The sequence below is a fragment of the Tamlana crocina genome (assembly GCF_012037625.1).
Window position 1 is genome coordinate 16,401 of record NZ_JAAVJS010000020.1, and the last position, 14,601, is coordinate 31,001.

Sequence of the window (14,601 nt, forward strand, 5' to 3'; positions counted from 1 at the left end):
AGGTTAATTACCCAACATACCGGCCCCCGAAAACAAATCCATGGTTTGGTATTGGTTGGGTTTTATTGAGGTGGCTGTTTTGTTCAATGATTTTGCAATGATGTTGACGTTGTTTTTAGACTTCTTTTTATCAATCATATCCATTTCCATTATCAGACCGTTTGAAAATTGTTTAACAATTCTGGGGTCTATATCTGGAAAATCCATCTTTTTTTGATTGCCAAAATTTAAAAAGTTTGAGAGTGTAATGGGGGCCTCGGTGGTATGGTATATTTTCATGATGTACCTGTCGTCTTCAAATTGTAGCCCTTTGCAGGTGTATCCAATAATGGTTTTAGAAGGCAAATCAGAAATTTTGTAATTGTCTATTTTTTCGGAACTATTACCGGGGTCTGGAACAGGAAACATTTGCAGGAATTTTGAACCTTGGGCATCCATAAACATAACCATAGTATTTAGGTTCGAATCGAACACCATGGTGGTATTGCCTGCATTTTTGTTTTCACGACTGCTTATGTTTGTGCCTTGGTAGGCAGCTCCCTTTTTTATTAAAAAGGTCATATCCATAGTTTCTTTTTTCTTAGTGTTTAAAACCATTTCGGTTTGCAGTTGCCAATCGAAGTCGTAAGAATCGGGTAAATCACTTGCTTTAACTTTATGGTTTTTTAAGGCTGTTCTAACAGATTTAACTTGACCTTTAGAATTACTGGTATCATAATCATCTTCATCTATATCATCTTTGGGTTGATTTCCTCCTTTTACAATATTATTCATAACGCCCTCCATTAAGCCTTGGCCTTGTGCTCTAACTTCTCTGGCTTGGGGCAATTGTACCGTTACAGGTTGGTAGTTATAAACCAAAAGGCTTTCGCCCGGAGGTGCCATATTCATATCGAAAGCACTGGCAGATTGCCCTGTATCCGACTTTTTTGTGAATATTTCCACCAAACGGTCTTGGTCATCAAAAAGCACATAACTGCCTTCGTAACCGGGTTCGTTAAGGAAATCGAATTTGGTATAGGTTTTTCCTCGTAAGGTTTGTTTGCTTTCTTTAAAATCTTCATACCTAAAATGTTCGGGTTCATATATAAAAGCAAATTCTACAATACCGTTAAAAGGATTTGCCGTCATACCCAAATCGGTTTGTTTTTGCAGACTGGCCATTACGGGCTCGGGTGGCAGCTTATAGGCTTCAACCATCATGGTTGGCATCATCATGCCTTGGCTTTGCAGTGCTACGATGGATGATTTGGTATATTCACCATTCTGAAAACCGTAAATAAAGCCTTCACTATCAATATAGCTGGGTTGGGGCATATTGTCTTGTGTTGAGCGCACCGCCACTTGTTCGGCATCAAAAAATTGGGTTTGATTGAGGTTGCCGTTTTCGTGGAGTTTAATAACTACATCTTCTTTGTAAAAGTCTTTTTTAGCTTGGGTGTTTTTGTTTAATGCAGCGTTGGCAGGTTCTAAAACAGCCGTTGTTTGTTCGGTGTCTTGCGAATTATCATTTTCCGATTGGTCTTTTCTGGTAGTAGCATCGTCAATAGTTTTTTCTGTTTTTTGACTCACAACTTCGTCGGTTTTTCTTAAAATGGTGCGTTCGGCTGCTTGTTCGGCTTTTTTCTTCAGTTTTTTTAAAAACTGAGCTTGTGTTGGCATTGTAAAGCAAAGTGCCAATAGTACTGTGATTAATATTTTAGCTTTCATAATTTTTATTTTAGTATTTGTTGATGCCTAATCTTTTAGCGGAATGCTAATTTTAATGAATGCGCTTTTTTACTTGTACACGACCTTTTATCCTAGCTTCTGCATACTGTGTTAGTGTAGTATAGTCTGTGGCATAGCAGGTATAATCAAACTCCACTATAAAATCTTCTTCGGCGCTACTGTAATTAATTATTTCAATGCGACCTTCACCCTTTAATGATGTATCTAACCAAATAGCATTTTCATAATCTTCATTGATGATAACCTGTGCGTTTCCGCCAACAATAGGAGTGTCATCTACAATAGGGAAGTATGTAGATACATTATAACTCTTTCTGGGTTCGTAGTTAGTACTGTTAACGGCCTTAACAAAGCCAATAGAGAAGGTTTGCGGGCTATAGTCGTGAATACCAATATCAAAATTAATTATTCCCGCACCAGAATACCCGTAATCGGCCTGGATATTGTCGTCGCCATCGTATTCCATAAGTACATCCCCATAGATGCTTTTATAGTCTATGCTTACATAATAACCGTTGGAATCTGATTCGCCATTTTCCTTTTTGTCGTTTGACGGGTCTTTAGAGCAGCCAACCGTGCCCAAGAAAAAGAGAAAAAGAATAATGTGAAATTTAGAGGTGTAAATGTTTTTCATATTTCAACTGAGCTTTAAGAGAAGTAAAGCTATGTTGAAAAATGAAAAGCGAATAAAACAAATGTTTCAATCTATGCCAGATATGTAACATGGCGGATGTATTTAATTGAAAAACAATGTTTTGTGTTTATGTGTGAATAATAAATGAAGTTTTGTGAAGAGTAGGTAAGATAGTTTCGGCAGCCTTTTGCGTTACAAATATTTTAGCTATTTTTAGTGTCTATGGATATCATCATTCAATCGACTTTAAAAACGCTCCAAAAATCTCAAGTGTTATTGAATAGTATATCGAACGCCCAATTATGTGATGCTTCCATTCCTCCTTACCATTCCAGCATTGGCACCCATATCCGACATATTTTAGATTTTTACGATTGTATTTTTAAGCGTAATTCTGAAGGTAAAATTGATTTAACAGCTAGAAGTAGAAATAAGGATGTGGAGTCCAATTGCAATTGTGCACTAAATTATTTGAACGCTATCGAACAAAAACTGAAGGAGAAACCCCTAAACACAACTGAAACGGTCTGGGCAATTGACGATTTGGGCATGGGAAAAACAGAGATCCCATACACACTCGGGGCTTTGTTGGCCCAAGCCAATAGCCATACCATTCATCATTATGCCATTATAAATTATATTTTGGAAGGTTTGCAAATTGAAACGACCGATTCCAATTTTGGCTACAACCCATCTACGCCAAAGCAGACCCCCGTAGGTTAAAAACTATTTGTTTTTAAACATACTGCTCATAATGATTTTGATGCCCTTAAAAATTAAGAATACGGCCATAGCACATATTAAACAGCCCACAATTAAAAGGGGGATATAAAGGGAATTTTCGGGTTGACTAAAAGCAAAGGTTAATAAAATAGGGCCTATAAACAGGCTCATTACTGCGAATATTAAAATTTTTATGCCTTTAAAAAGAACGACTTTGTCTGTTTTATTGTCCATGGTTATTATAATTTTGAATGGCTAATCGCACACTTTTGTGTTTTTTGAGTAGGGCTTCGGCTTCGCTTTGATTGATTTTGAGTTCAGCCATAATCATTCTTGTGCCTCTGTCCACCAATTTGTTGTTGCTCAATTGCATGTCTACCATTTTATTGCCCTTAATGTGCCCCAGTTGGATCATAGTGGAAGTGGTAATCATATTCAATACCAGTTTTTGGGCGGTTCCGGCTTTCATTCGGGAGCTTCCGGTAACAAATTCCGGCCCCACGATAACTTCAATAGGAAACTGTGCCGTTTGCGATAACGGACTGCCCTGATTACAAGTAATACAACCAGTAATGATGTTGTTTTCGTAACAGGCTTTTAATGCTGAAATCACGTAAGGTGTGGTACCCGAAGCTGCAATGCCAACTACCACATCTTTGCTATTGATTTGGTGTTTTTGTAAATCTTCCCAACCCAAGGTTAATGAATCTTCAGCAAATTCAACGGCTTTTCTAATGGCTTGGTCGCCACCGGCAATAAGCCCGACTACCAATTCGTGGGGTACGCCAAAGGTGGGCGGACATTCCGAAGCATCCAAAATGCCCAATCGGCCACTGGTGCCCGCACCGATATAAAACAGCCGGCCTCCCGTTTTTAATTTTGAAACAATTTTTCCCACCAATTTTTCTATCTGCGGAAGCGACTTTTCAACGGCATAAGGCACGGTTTTGTCTTCATTATTGATGTTGGTCAATAATTCTAAAACCGACATGTTTTCCAAGTGGTTGTAGTTTGAATCCTGCTCGGTAGTTTTTGTAAAACCCATGTGCCAAAAATAGTAATTAATGATTAGATTTAATCATAAAGCACATCTTCAACTTCTATTTTTTTGTCGTTTATAAAATCGTAAAGGGTAAGTTGCCTTAAAATGTAATAATCGCGCCAAAAACTTTCCAACGAGTTTAAATATTTTAGTACCGCATCATCACGTTCACGAAGGGCAATGTTTAATTCGGTGATGGTAATTTTGCCCAAAATGTAACGTTTTTGCGAAATATCGTATCGTTTCATGGCGACTTTCTTTGCTTTTTCAGAAGTGAATAAAAAATCGCGTTGGTTACTCCAATTGAGTACATGCAGATAGATTTCCTGTTCGAATTCCTGCTGGTCTTGTTTTATGTTGTTGTTGGTTAAATCTAGGTTGGCCTCGGCCATTTTCCGACGGGATTTTGAAACGCCCCAATCGAAAATGGGAATACCTAAAGACACACGAACATTTTGTTGTTTGTTGTAATTATTAAACATATTATTGAAATCATCACCGTTTTGCGAAATACCAAAATTAGCAGAAACACCCAGTCTCAATCGGTTATTGCCTTTTTGGAAAGCCACTTCCTTTTCGGCTTCCAAGCGTTTTCTTCTAAATTCAATAACGGCCTTTCGGTTATTTTGGGCTTCGCTCAGTGCTTTTTCAATATCCACGTTAAACAGCGGTAATTCTTCTGGAACGGCCAACTCGATATTTTCGGTGCCCAATTCCAAATATCTGGCCAAATTTTGCGACGTCCGTTTTACTTCAACGGTATTGGTGGTCACGTTGTTTTTGGAATTCAAAAGGGTAAGTTCCATTTGCAACAATTCATTTTCGGCAATTTTACCCATTTTGAATCGGCCTTCGGCAATTTGGTAAAGGGTGTCTTGATTTTTAAGATTGGTCTTGGCGATTTCCAACTGCATTTGCGACTTTAGCAACGCAAAATATCTGTTGGCGGTGCTCACCGAAATCTGCTCCATATTTTCAATAAAGTCCCTTTTTGATTCTTCATAAACCAAGGGCTCTATTTTTTTGTCCCACTTAAACTCGTTGAATAATACCGAATTCTGAAAATAATTCACACTAAAGGGGATAACCGAATAGCCAATATTATCATCCAGCCCAAAGAGTTCCACCCGTTCTAAATTCGAGTTTACCGAAAGCGTTCCGCCGGTGTAGGGTACGCTTTGCGAAATGGACAAGCCGCCCTCAATTAACAACTGATTTTGGTTTACAAAAATATCCTGCCCCGCATCGTTGGTAATCCTTCGCACGGCATTTTGGTACTCGGGCAAAGTAGCATTAAGCCTTAATTCGGGTAAAAAACTGGCTTTATAATTTCTAAACCGCCAATAACTGGCTTGGTTCCTATTGAGGTTTATTTTATAATCGGGCGATTTTTTCTTGGCCATGCTTATGGCTTCCGAAAGGGTGATTTTTTGGGTTTGCGAAAACGTAATTAAAGGAAAAATAACGAGTGCGACTAATAGTTTTAGTTTCATCTAATTAGTGTTATAGAGCATTACAGCGAACATGCGTTCATACAAGTTATTGGCTTTTTAGTTTTATTCGGTTCTTAGGGCTTCAATGGGACGTTTTTTTGCGGCTGCCTTTGCGGGGAAAATTCCAAATGTTAGGCCCACCAAAACGGCAATAAAAAAGGAGACCATTATGGATGTGATTGACAGAACCGTTTCAATACCGGAGACAAGTTCGATAATGTAAGCGCTGATGATGCCGAGTAAAATGCCGACTATTCCACCACCAACACTGATTAAAACTGACTCGGATAGGAACTGTAAAATCACATCTTCTTCGGTAGCACCAATCGCTCGAATAATGCCAATTTCCTTGGTGCGTTCCAATACCGATGCCAACATAATATTCATAATGCCAATACCGCCAATAAGCAGCGAAATACCCGCGATAATACTGAGTACAATATTGAAAATCTGTTTTGTTTTTTGCTGCTGCTTGAGCAGTTGAATGGGGATGGTGATTTCAAAATCCAACACATCGTTATGTCGGCGTTTTAACATTTTGCTTAATACTTCGGCGGTGGCCTTTAATTGGTTGGAATTCGCAACCTGTACGGTGAGTTTATCAATTTGGTGATAATTGCCACGAGGTGTTTTTGTGGCTGGGCCGTTTTGGTTTCGGTTTTGTGCCGCAGGATTATCACTGATTATTTTTCGGTCTTTGTACCTTACCAAAAACGTATTGATGGGAATGTAAACATCTTCGTTTAAATCTCTAATGCCTAAATTTTCCTGGGCTTTGTCCGAAATTAATTTTTCTTCAATAACGCCGATAACTTGCAGCCAAACATCTTTAACTTTTATTTGCTTCCCCAAGGCACTCTCTCCGGTAAATAGTTTCTTTTCTACTTTTTTGCCGACAATGCAAACGGGAAGTGCATTTTTAATCTGAAATTCAGAAAATGATTTTCCTTTGTCTAATGAAATATTCAAAGTTTCGAAAAAACTGGGTTCAATACCAATCAGTTTTACGGGGTTTTGTTTACCGTTATTGATCATGTAAGTGTTCATGATAATTTCGGGGCTCACCATTTTAACGCTGGGAATATGCTTTTTTACGTTAACCGCATCCAGAACATCCAATCCTTTTGAAAACCGTTTGGATTCGCTGTTTTCGGTTTCTTTCTCGGTTTCACCGGTGTCTTCCTTTTCTTCATCGGGAATGGGAGTTACCACAATATTGTTAACCCCAACGAGTTCCAATTGCGCTAAGATTTCTTTTTCGGCACCGTTACCAATCGCCAACATGGCAATAACTGAGGCCACACCGAAAATAATGCCCAAAGCCGTTAAAAAGGTACGGACCTTGTTAGTTTTTATAAACCAAAACGCTTCGGTGAAGTTAGATTTTAGCTTTTCTAAAAGTATTTTATCTATCATCTTACTTCAATAGGGTTATACTTTTGTCATCCAAATCTTCAGGTTGATTTAGGTAAACCACATCACCTTCTTTTAATCCTTTGTTTACTATTATTACTTCGTTGTTGGAAAGCCCCAATTCCAATTGTTTTTTCTCGATAGATAAGCCCGACTTTACATAGGCATAGCTGATGGAATCTTTTGAAAAAATCGCCTCTAACGGAATCATTAAAACATTTTCCTCTTGTTTGGTGAGTATTCGGTTGGAGGTGGTCATACCGGGGCGGATATTTTTGCTGGTGCCATTGAGTTTTATCAATACCTGAAACAATTTGATGTCCGACCCTGCTTTGGTTTCACCTACATTGGCCACTTCGGTTACTACACCATCCAACTCAATATCCGGAAAGGCATCGAAGCCTACTTTTGCGGTGAGCCCTTTTTTTATTTTTCGAATATCTACCTCATTACTATAGGTTTTCGATTCCATTTTGGTAAGGTCTGGAAGGCTGGCAATTGCAGGTTGCCATGGTGAAATGGTAGAGCCAACTTTCTTTTTGGTGCCGTTCCATTCCTTTACGTAAGTTACCATGCCTTCGTCATCAGAAAAAATAGTAAACTCCTTTTGAAGCTCCATCAATTCATCAATTTGCTTTTTATATTTTGAAACTTCAGTGCCTACTTCAATCATTTTAGCATTGGCTTGACTTTTTTTAATGGAATAATCGGCTTTCTTTTCCTTTAAATCACGTTCTGTTTTTTCGATATTAATTTCCAAAGACCTGATGGTGGCGGGTGGTTCGTAAGTAGAGCGCGATAATTCCAATTTGTCTTCCTCAATTTTAAACAATAAATCTTTTATGGCTGTGCGCTCTTGTTTTAATGTAAGCGTGGTGTCGAGCTGTTGCTGAATGTATCTGGATTCCGCTTTTTCCAAGTTCAATTGGGCATCCAGAATTTTTCCGTTAAGTTCTGAAACATCCAGTTTTCCGATATAATCGCCCTTTTTTACAACCGTGCCTTCGGGAACCAAATCTTGAATTTTGATATTGTACAAACCAAAACGCCGGGCGTTACTTGGGCCGTTAATTTCTTTTGAGCTTGTAGATTGGGCTTCGCCAGAAATAAATACTTCGTTTAAAAAAGTACCCCTTACAACTTTGCTGGTAATTGAAACGTTTTCATCGCTTGAAGAGTGGAAAAAGAAATAGGTGAGAACGGGAACGATGATTAAGCCAGCAATTATGGCTATTCTTTTTTTGGTCATGTTGTTTTTAATTGATGAAGCTTTAAAATTACGAAAAAATCACAGCTGTAAGATTTTATTTCGTTAAATAAAACTTAATGTTTTAATCACAATGTCCATGCCTTTATTGTATTGTGTAAGTGAAAGCATCAACTTCTGAGGCTTTAAAATAGCCTAGCGGAAAATTATTAGAGTTGGATAGGTTTACACAGTTACCTCTTAAAGTAGCTGGTTGTGTTTGGAAAGGGTCGCCAGCTTCATCATCGGTTTGTTGCAGAAGAAGGCTAAAATATTGGAATGTACGTTGTGTAATCCCGTAGTTTCTAATGGTGATTTTGTCTCCGGAATTTAGGGAGTCGTCAGAGAAAAAGGCAAAAATTTCGTTGCCGTTGGTAAACTCGTCGTCGTAAACCTCGAGACTAATTTTGTTGTTCTTAAAAAAGACAAACTCAAATAAATAATAATCTTCGGTTTCAATGGGGTCGTGGTAAAAGGCTTTAATTTCAATTTCATCACCAGAAAAACCACCATCATTTTTTTGCTCAACGTAGTCTATTGGCACTACCGGTTTTAAAACGGTTGTAGCGGTATAGATTTCGTTATTGTACTCAATATTTAGCTTGTAAATACCGTTCAATTCCGGCTGAAACCTTTCGGTTTTATAAAAACCTGTATCGCCATCTTCTACAAAACGGTAGGTTCTGTTGTTGTCGCTAACACTAACCAGTGCACCGGTTGCGGGCATAATTTCATTACTAAAATAAGGAGCGGTTAAGCTAAGCTGTATGCTTTGTGCGTTGCCCGATGTGCCTTTTATCCAGTTTAACGACGCATCGATAACCAATCGGGGGGCGGAATTTTCTAGTTCAACGTCAATCACATCTTCACAAGACCAAATTAAAAACGGAAGACACCAAAGAATATGTTTTATTGCTTTCATTTTTTTAAAATTTGAAATTATACGATACCGACGGTACAATGCCAAAAATGGACAGCCTTGTGGCTTCATTCCTTCCGGTGTCCGTGTTTCGGTTAAAATTGATAGAAGCGGCGTTTCTTCTATTGTACACATTGTAAACACCGAATACCCATTGCGATTGCAAGCCCGATTTCTTGTTGGGTTTTGGGGTATAATTTAAGGCGAAATCCAACCGATGGTAGCTGGGCAGCCTGTTTTCATTTCTTCCAGAATAGTTAGGAATGTTGAGCCCGTTGTAGGTATATTGCGCATCGGGAAAGGTGGTGGGCTGCCCCGTTTGGAACAAAAAATTGGTGTTCAGTTTCCATTTGTCATTAAAATCATAACTGCTGGTTATGGAAATATCGTGGGTTTTATCATAAGGCGTGTTGTACCAATTGCCGTTGTTAATACCCAATTCGTCAGGCGTTCTTCCGGGAGTTTGCTGTTCGGATTTTGAAAGGGTATAGGCCAGCCAACCTTTAAATTTTCCTTCGTTTTTTCTTAATAAAAACTCCATGCCGTAGGCGCGGGCCTTTCCGTTAAGGATAACTTGCTCTATGGCATTGTTGGCGATTAAATCGGCGCCATCAATATAGTCAATACGGTTTTTAACCGTTTTATAAAAACTTTCAATTTCTAGGGAATAGCGATTTTCATTAAAATTTTTAAAATAGCCCATAGCCACTTGGTCCAATAGCTGGGGTTTTATATACTTTCCACTGGGCGTCCAAATATCCAAAGGGGTGGGCGAGCTGGTGTTCGATAGTAAATGCAAATATTGGGTCATGCGGTTATAGCTCCATTTAATGGAACTCTCATCATTTAATTGATAGGCCAACGACGCTCGGGGTTCGAGGTTGTAAAAACTTTCAATAACATGTTTTCTTTTGAAAGACTCTGTACCAATGGGATTGGCTTTTTCATAGATTTGAAAATCTTCGTTGAACGTTACCGCTTGATTATTGGCATAAATATTAAGTTCATCCTGCCCTAAACGATAAAAACTGCTCAGTCTTAAACCGAAGGAAGCGGTCAATCTTTCCGATAGCTTTCGTTCGGCATCCAAATAGAGGGCATTTTCAAAAGCATACTTATCGGTGAGTTTAAAAGGATTGATACCCGAAGTAGGGGTGGTTGGATTAATTTCTCCAGGATTAAACCTGTAGTACACACTGTTTAATCCATATTGAAGCTTTAATTTATTGCTTATGTAGTGTTTGAAGTCATACTTTAAATTGAAATTTTGAATGCCCGAAACCCAATCGAATTCCACAAAATTCAGTTTGAGGTTGTAATAGTAATCGGAATAAATAAAGGAGAGGTTTGAAAATAACTTGTCGGAAAACAAATGGTTCCATCTAAAATTTAAGACCGAATTACCATAAACGTTTTCAAAAGTGTCCTCAATTCTAAACACATCGCGTCCAAAATATCCAGACAAGTAAATGCTATTACGATCGTTTAATTTATAATTTAATTTGGTGTTGAGGTCGTAAAAATAGGCTTCGTTGTCAATATCGAACAGCGGAAGAAATAAATGCGCATAACTGGATCGGCCACCCAACAGGAACGCGCCTTCGTCTTTTTTTAAAGGGCCTTCAACCAACAACCGACTCGATACCAAACCAACGCCGCCGTTGGCATGAAACGATTTGCTGTTGCCCTCTTTTTGGTAAATGTCCAACACCGAAGACACACGCCCGCCATAACGCGCTGGAATGCCGCCTTTAAACAAACGCAAATCCTTTATGGCATCGGGATTAAAAACCGAAAAGAAACCAAATAAATGGGAGGAATTGTAAATGGTAGCCTCGTCCAAAAGGATTAAGTTTTGATCAGCAGCTCCTCCGCGCACGTTAAAACCTGAAGCCCCTTCCCCAGCGGTGGTTACGCCCGGAAGCAGGGTAATCGCTTTAATAATATCGGCCTCGCCAAGCACCACAGGAATGTCTTTTATGGTGCCCGAAGTGAGTTTGTTAACACTCATTTGCGGCGCTTTAATATTCAGTTTTTCTATGTTTTGGGTAATGACTACTTCGTCCAAACTTTCAAGGGCATCGGTAAGGCTGAAATTTTTAGTGGTGTTTTGTGATAAATTGATGGTTTCCGTATGCGTATTGAAGCCTAAATGACTCACAATAATTTGGTACTCGCCTTTTGGAAGTGTGATGGAATAAAAACCATATTCATTGGTGATGGTGCCCGATTTTAGCTTTGGGAAAATGATATTTACCCCAATTAGTGTCTCGTTGCTCTTTATATCTGAAACCGTACCGCTTATTGTGAATCTTTCCTGTGCGTTTATTCCATTGAAGTAAAAACAGATAAGTAAAAGACAAAGAAGGCTTTTTTTCATATAAGGTCTGTTTCTTTTTCTTGATTGAATAGTTTTGAGGAATGGTATTTTAAAATTTACATAAAAATAAAAAAAAGCCCCTTAAAAAGGGGCTTTTGGAATACTTTAACAAAAAAGTAATATTAGGCTATAATGGCATTGAAGGTTTTGCTTGGGCGCATTACTTCGTTTACCAAAGTTTCACTTGGTTCGTAATACCCACCAATATCTGCAGGTTTGCCTTGTATGTCATTCAATTCTTTTACAATAATATCTTCGTTTTTGGCCAATTGCTCCGCTATTGGTGCAAATTCGGCTTTTAACGCCTCATCTTTATTTTGGTTGGCCAACTCTTGTGCCCAATATAAAGCTAGGTAGAAATGGCTACCACGGTTATCCAGTTCACCAGCTTTTCTAGATGGTCCTTTTCTGTTTTCCAACAATTTACTTGTGGCATCATCTAAAGTTTCACCTAAAATTTTAGCCTTGGCATTGTTGTTTACTTCACTGAAATGCTCCAATGAAACGGCAAGTGCTAAAAATTCACCTAAAGAATCCCAGCGTAAGTGGTTTTCTTCCACCAATTGTTGAACGTGCTTTGGAGCAGAACCACCAGCACCAGTTTCAAACAACCCACCGCCATTCATTAAAGGAACGATTGATAACATTTTTGCACTGGTTCCTACTTCTAAAATAGGGAAGAGGTCTGTTAAGTAATCACGCAATACGTTTCCAGTTACCGAAATAGTATCTTTCCCAGCTTTTAATCTTTCACAAGTAAAAATAGTAGCATCAATAGGAGAAAGGATTCTTAAATCTAAACCAGTAGTATCGTGATCTTTTAAGTATGTGTTTACTTTTTTGATTAACTCGGCATCGTGTGCGCGGTCTTCATTCAACCAAAATATAGCAGGCGTTTCTGAAGCTCTTGCTCTTGTAACGGCCAATTTTACCCAGTCTTGGATAGGGGCATCTTTAGTTTGGCACATTCTCCAAATATCGCCAGCTTCAACGCTGTGTTCCATTAAAGTGTTGCCTAAGTCGTCAATCACTTTTACGGTGCCGTTAGCTTCAATTTCGAATGTTTTGTCGTGCGAACCATATTCTTCCGCTTTTTGAGCCATTAGTCCAACGTTAGGAACCGTACCCATGGTAGTCGGGTCGAAAGCACCATTGGCTTTACAGAAATCTATCGTAGCGGTGTAAACACCGGCGTAGCTGCTATCTGGAATTACAGCCTTGGTATCTTGCGATTTACCTTCGGCATTCCACATTTGCCCCGAGTTACGGATCATGGCTGGCATAGAAGCATCAATAATTACATCACTAGGTACGTGAAGGTTGGTAATGCCTTTATCTGAATTTACCATGGCTAAATCCGGACCGTTTTCTATGGCCGATTCAATAGCTTTTAAAATCTCGTCTTTTTTGTTGGCAGGAAGTTCATTCACTTTAGCCAAAACGTTTCCTAAACCATTGTTTTCCTCAACACCAATTTGTTCAAAGACATCAGCGTATTTATCAAAAATATCAGCAAAAAATACTTTTACGGCATGTCCGAAAATAATAGGGTCTGATACCTTCATCATGGTAGCTTTCATATGAAGCGAAAACAAGGTGCCATTAGCTTTGGCATCTTTTACTTGATCCTGTAAAAAGCTAACCAAAGCTTTTTTGCTCATTACCGAGCCATCTATAATTTCGCCTTCTTGAATAGGGAAGGCAGGTTTTAGTACGTTTTCATTCCCTTGGCCATCAACATGAACTATTTTTATGTTTGTTGCGGCAGCTAAGGTCAACGATTTTTCGTTGTGTGCGAAATCGCCAGATTCCATTGTGGCTACGTGCGACTTAGAATCTGAACTCCATTCACCCATACTGTGCGGGTTGTTTTTAGCAAAGTTTTTTACCGCTTTCGGAGCACGACGATCTGAGTTTCCTTCACGCAACACCGGGTTTACGGCACTACCTTTTATTTTATCGTAACGCGATTTAATATCTTTTTCAGCATCTGTTTTTGGCTCGTCTGGGTAGTTTGGTAATTTGTATCCCAAAGCCTGTAATTCTGAAATAGCAGCCATGAGCTGAGGTACCGATGCACTAATATTTGGTAATTTTACAATATTGGCTTCTGGTTGTTTTGCCAATTCGCCAAGTATAGCTAAATCGTCCGGAACCTGTTGGTCTGCAGTTAAAAAATCTGGAAAGGTTGCTAAAATTCTTGCCGCCAAAGAAATGTCTTTGGTTTCGATATCAATACCAGAAGATTTAACAAATGCTTTTACGATAGGGAGTAACGATTTTGTAGCTAAAGCTGGAGCTTCGTCGGTTTTTGTATAAATAATTTTAGACATTCCTGTGATTTATAGTTTTAGAATTATTAAAAGGCCAAAAACACAAAATAAAAAGGCGTTTCGTTTTTAGCGTTGCGAATATACAAAAAAATGAGTGTTAAACCTGTTTAAACGATTAACTAAAATATTGGAGTTTACAGATTTGCGATAATGCCAAAAAAGAGCGGGCAGAGTAAGAATTTTTTAAAGAATAAAGGAAATGTATAAAAAAACAAAAGCCATATCACGATAGATTTAAATCTATTCTGACATGGCTTTCTTGAAATAACTTAACGTGACCTTTTAGTATTTCTACTATCAAACTCAAAATTTTCATTCAAATCTTTCGGTTCAAGTGTTGTTATTTCAAAGAAACATTTAGTAATTTTCAAAATGTATTGACCTATTACTTGATGTTTCCGTAAATTGTTTTTCTTGATACTATTAATTGTTTTTTTCGCTTTCGCGTTAAAAAAATCAATAGCATTGCTTGCATTACAATAAAAACTTTCGCTTTGTATTGCTTTTTAAGCTTTCAATCTTATTAGTTGCAGTCTGCCTGCACATACTGTTCTATTTAAGATATCATGGTGTTTAAATGTTCCTACGCATACACGTAGTTTTTAAATCACCTCAAAAAACAATTTTTATAAGAACGTTACCTTATTTAGAATATCATGCAAATTCGCTGTTGAGACGAAACCAAAC

At 38.3% G+C, this 14,601-nt stretch carries 11 protein-coding genes; 1 reads left to right on the plus strand and 10 read right to left on the minus strand.

Annotated features, from left to right (window positions below):
- Positions 1 to 3: 3 nt before the first annotated feature.
- Positions 4 to 1,710: a hypothetical protein gene (locus HC176_RS12945; protein ID WP_167918953.1), complete on the minus strand. Its 1,707-nt coding sequence runs from the start codon at positions 1,708 to 1,710 to the stop codon at positions 4 to 6.
- A gap of 52 nt (positions 1,711 to 1,762) precedes the next feature.
- Positions 1,763 to 2,365, minus strand: coding sequence for a hypothetical protein (locus tag HC176_RS12950; RefSeq protein WP_167918955.1), 603 nt, complete (start codon positions 2,363 to 2,365; stop codon positions 1,763 to 1,765).
- Positions 2,366 to 2,587: 222 nt separating this feature from the next.
- Between HC176_RS12950 and HC176_RS12955 the strand changes: the two genes are divergently transcribed.
- On the plus strand, positions 2,588 to 3,088 hold the full coding sequence (locus HC176_RS12955) for a DinB family protein (protein WP_167918957.1): 501 nt from the start codon (positions 2,588 to 2,590) through the stop codon (positions 3,086 to 3,088).
- Between the two features lie 3 nt (positions 3,089 to 3,091).
- On the opposite strand, the gene HC176_RS12960 is transcribed toward HC176_RS12955, so the two are convergent.
- From HC176_RS12960 to HC176_RS12995, 8 genes are all read right to left on the minus strand, one after another.
- On the minus strand, positions 3,092 to 3,322 hold the full coding sequence (locus HC176_RS12960) for a DUF6095 family protein (RefSeq protein ID WP_167918959.1): 231 nt from the start codon (positions 3,320 to 3,322) through the stop codon (positions 3,092 to 3,094).
- Positions 3,312 to 4,133, minus strand: coding sequence for an N-acetylmuramic acid 6-phosphate etherase (murQ, locus tag HC176_RS12965; RefSeq protein WP_167918961.1), 822 nt, complete (start codon positions 4,131 to 4,133; stop codon positions 3,312 to 3,314). The genes HC176_RS12960 and murQ overlap by 11 nt, the downstream gene beginning before the upstream one ends.
- A gap of 29 nt (positions 4,134 to 4,162) precedes the next feature.
- Positions 4,163 to 5,623, minus strand: coding sequence for a TolC family protein (locus HC176_RS12970; RefSeq protein WP_167918963.1), 1,461 nt, complete (start codon positions 5,621 to 5,623; stop codon positions 4,163 to 4,165).
- 63 nt (positions 5,624 to 5,686) lie between these two features.
- Positions 5,687 to 7,039, minus strand: coding sequence for an ABC transporter permease (locus HC176_RS12975; protein ID WP_167918965.1), 1,353 nt, complete (start codon positions 7,037 to 7,039; stop codon positions 5,687 to 5,689).
- Between the two features lies 1 nt (position 7,040).
- Complete coding sequence (locus HC176_RS12980; protein WP_167918967.1) at positions 7,041 to 8,285, minus strand: efflux RND transporter periplasmic adaptor subunit; 1,245 nt, start codon at positions 8,283 to 8,285, stop codon at positions 7,041 to 7,043.
- A gap of 103 nt (positions 8,286 to 8,388) precedes the next feature.
- A complete protein-coding gene (locus tag HC176_RS12985) occupies positions 8,389 to 9,204 on the minus strand; it encodes a DUF4249 domain-containing protein (RefSeq protein WP_167918969.1) in 816 nt (271 codons plus the stop codon).
- A gap of 4 nt (positions 9,205 to 9,208) precedes the next feature.
- Complete coding sequence (locus HC176_RS12990; protein ID WP_167918971.1) at positions 9,209 to 11,581, minus strand: TonB-dependent receptor; 2,373 nt, start codon at positions 11,579 to 11,581, stop codon at positions 9,209 to 9,211.
- A gap of 122 nt (positions 11,582 to 11,703) precedes the next feature.
- Complete coding sequence (locus HC176_RS12995) at positions 11,704 to 13,914, minus strand: NADP-dependent isocitrate dehydrogenase (RefSeq protein WP_209309713.1); 2,211 nt, start codon at positions 13,912 to 13,914, stop codon at positions 11,704 to 11,706.
- Positions 13,915 to 14,601: the final 687 nt, after the last annotated feature.

Bases quoted from the DNA above. Each gene is read 5' to 3' on its own strand.
- HC176_RS12995 (WP_209309713.1), bottom strand. From the start codon at position 13,914: ATGTCTAAAATTATTTATACAAAAACCGACGAAGCTCCAGCTTTAGCT.
- HC176_RS12950 (WP_167918955.1), bottom strand. From the start codon at position 2,365: ATGAAAAACATTTACACCTCTAAATTTCACATTATTCTTTTTCTCTTT.
- HC176_RS12985 (WP_167918969.1), bottom strand. From the start codon at position 9,204: ATGAAAGCAATAAAACATATTCTTTGGTGTCTTCCGTTTTTAATTTGG.
- HC176_RS12975 (WP_167918965.1), bottom strand. From the start codon at position 7,039: ATGATAGATAAAATACTTTTAGAAAAGCTAAAATCTAACTTCACCGAA.
- HC176_RS12960 (WP_167918959.1), bottom strand. From the start codon at position 3,322: ATGGACAATAAAACAGACAAAGTCGTTCTTTTTAAAGGCATAAAAATT.
- HC176_RS12955 (WP_167918957.1), top strand. From the start codon at position 2,588: ATGGATATCATCATTCAATCGACTTTAAAAACGCTCCAAAAATCTCAA.
- HC176_RS12980 (WP_167918967.1), bottom strand. From the start codon at position 8,285: ATGACCAAAAAAAGAATAGCCATAATTGCTGGCTTAATCATCGTTCCC.
- HC176_RS12990 (WP_167918971.1), bottom strand. From the start codon at position 11,581: ATGAAAAAAAGCCTTCTTTGTCTTTTACTTATCTGTTTTTACTTCAAT.
- murQ (WP_167918961.1), bottom strand. From the start codon at position 4,133: ATGGGTTTTACAAAAACTACCGAGCAGGATTCAAACTACAACCACTTG.
- HC176_RS12945 (WP_167918953.1), bottom strand. From the start codon at position 1,710: ATGAAAGCTAAAATATTAATCACAGTACTATTGGCACTTTGCTTTACA.
- HC176_RS12970 (WP_167918963.1), bottom strand. From the start codon at position 5,623: ATGAAACTAAAACTATTAGTCGCACTCGTTATTTTTCCTTTAATTACG.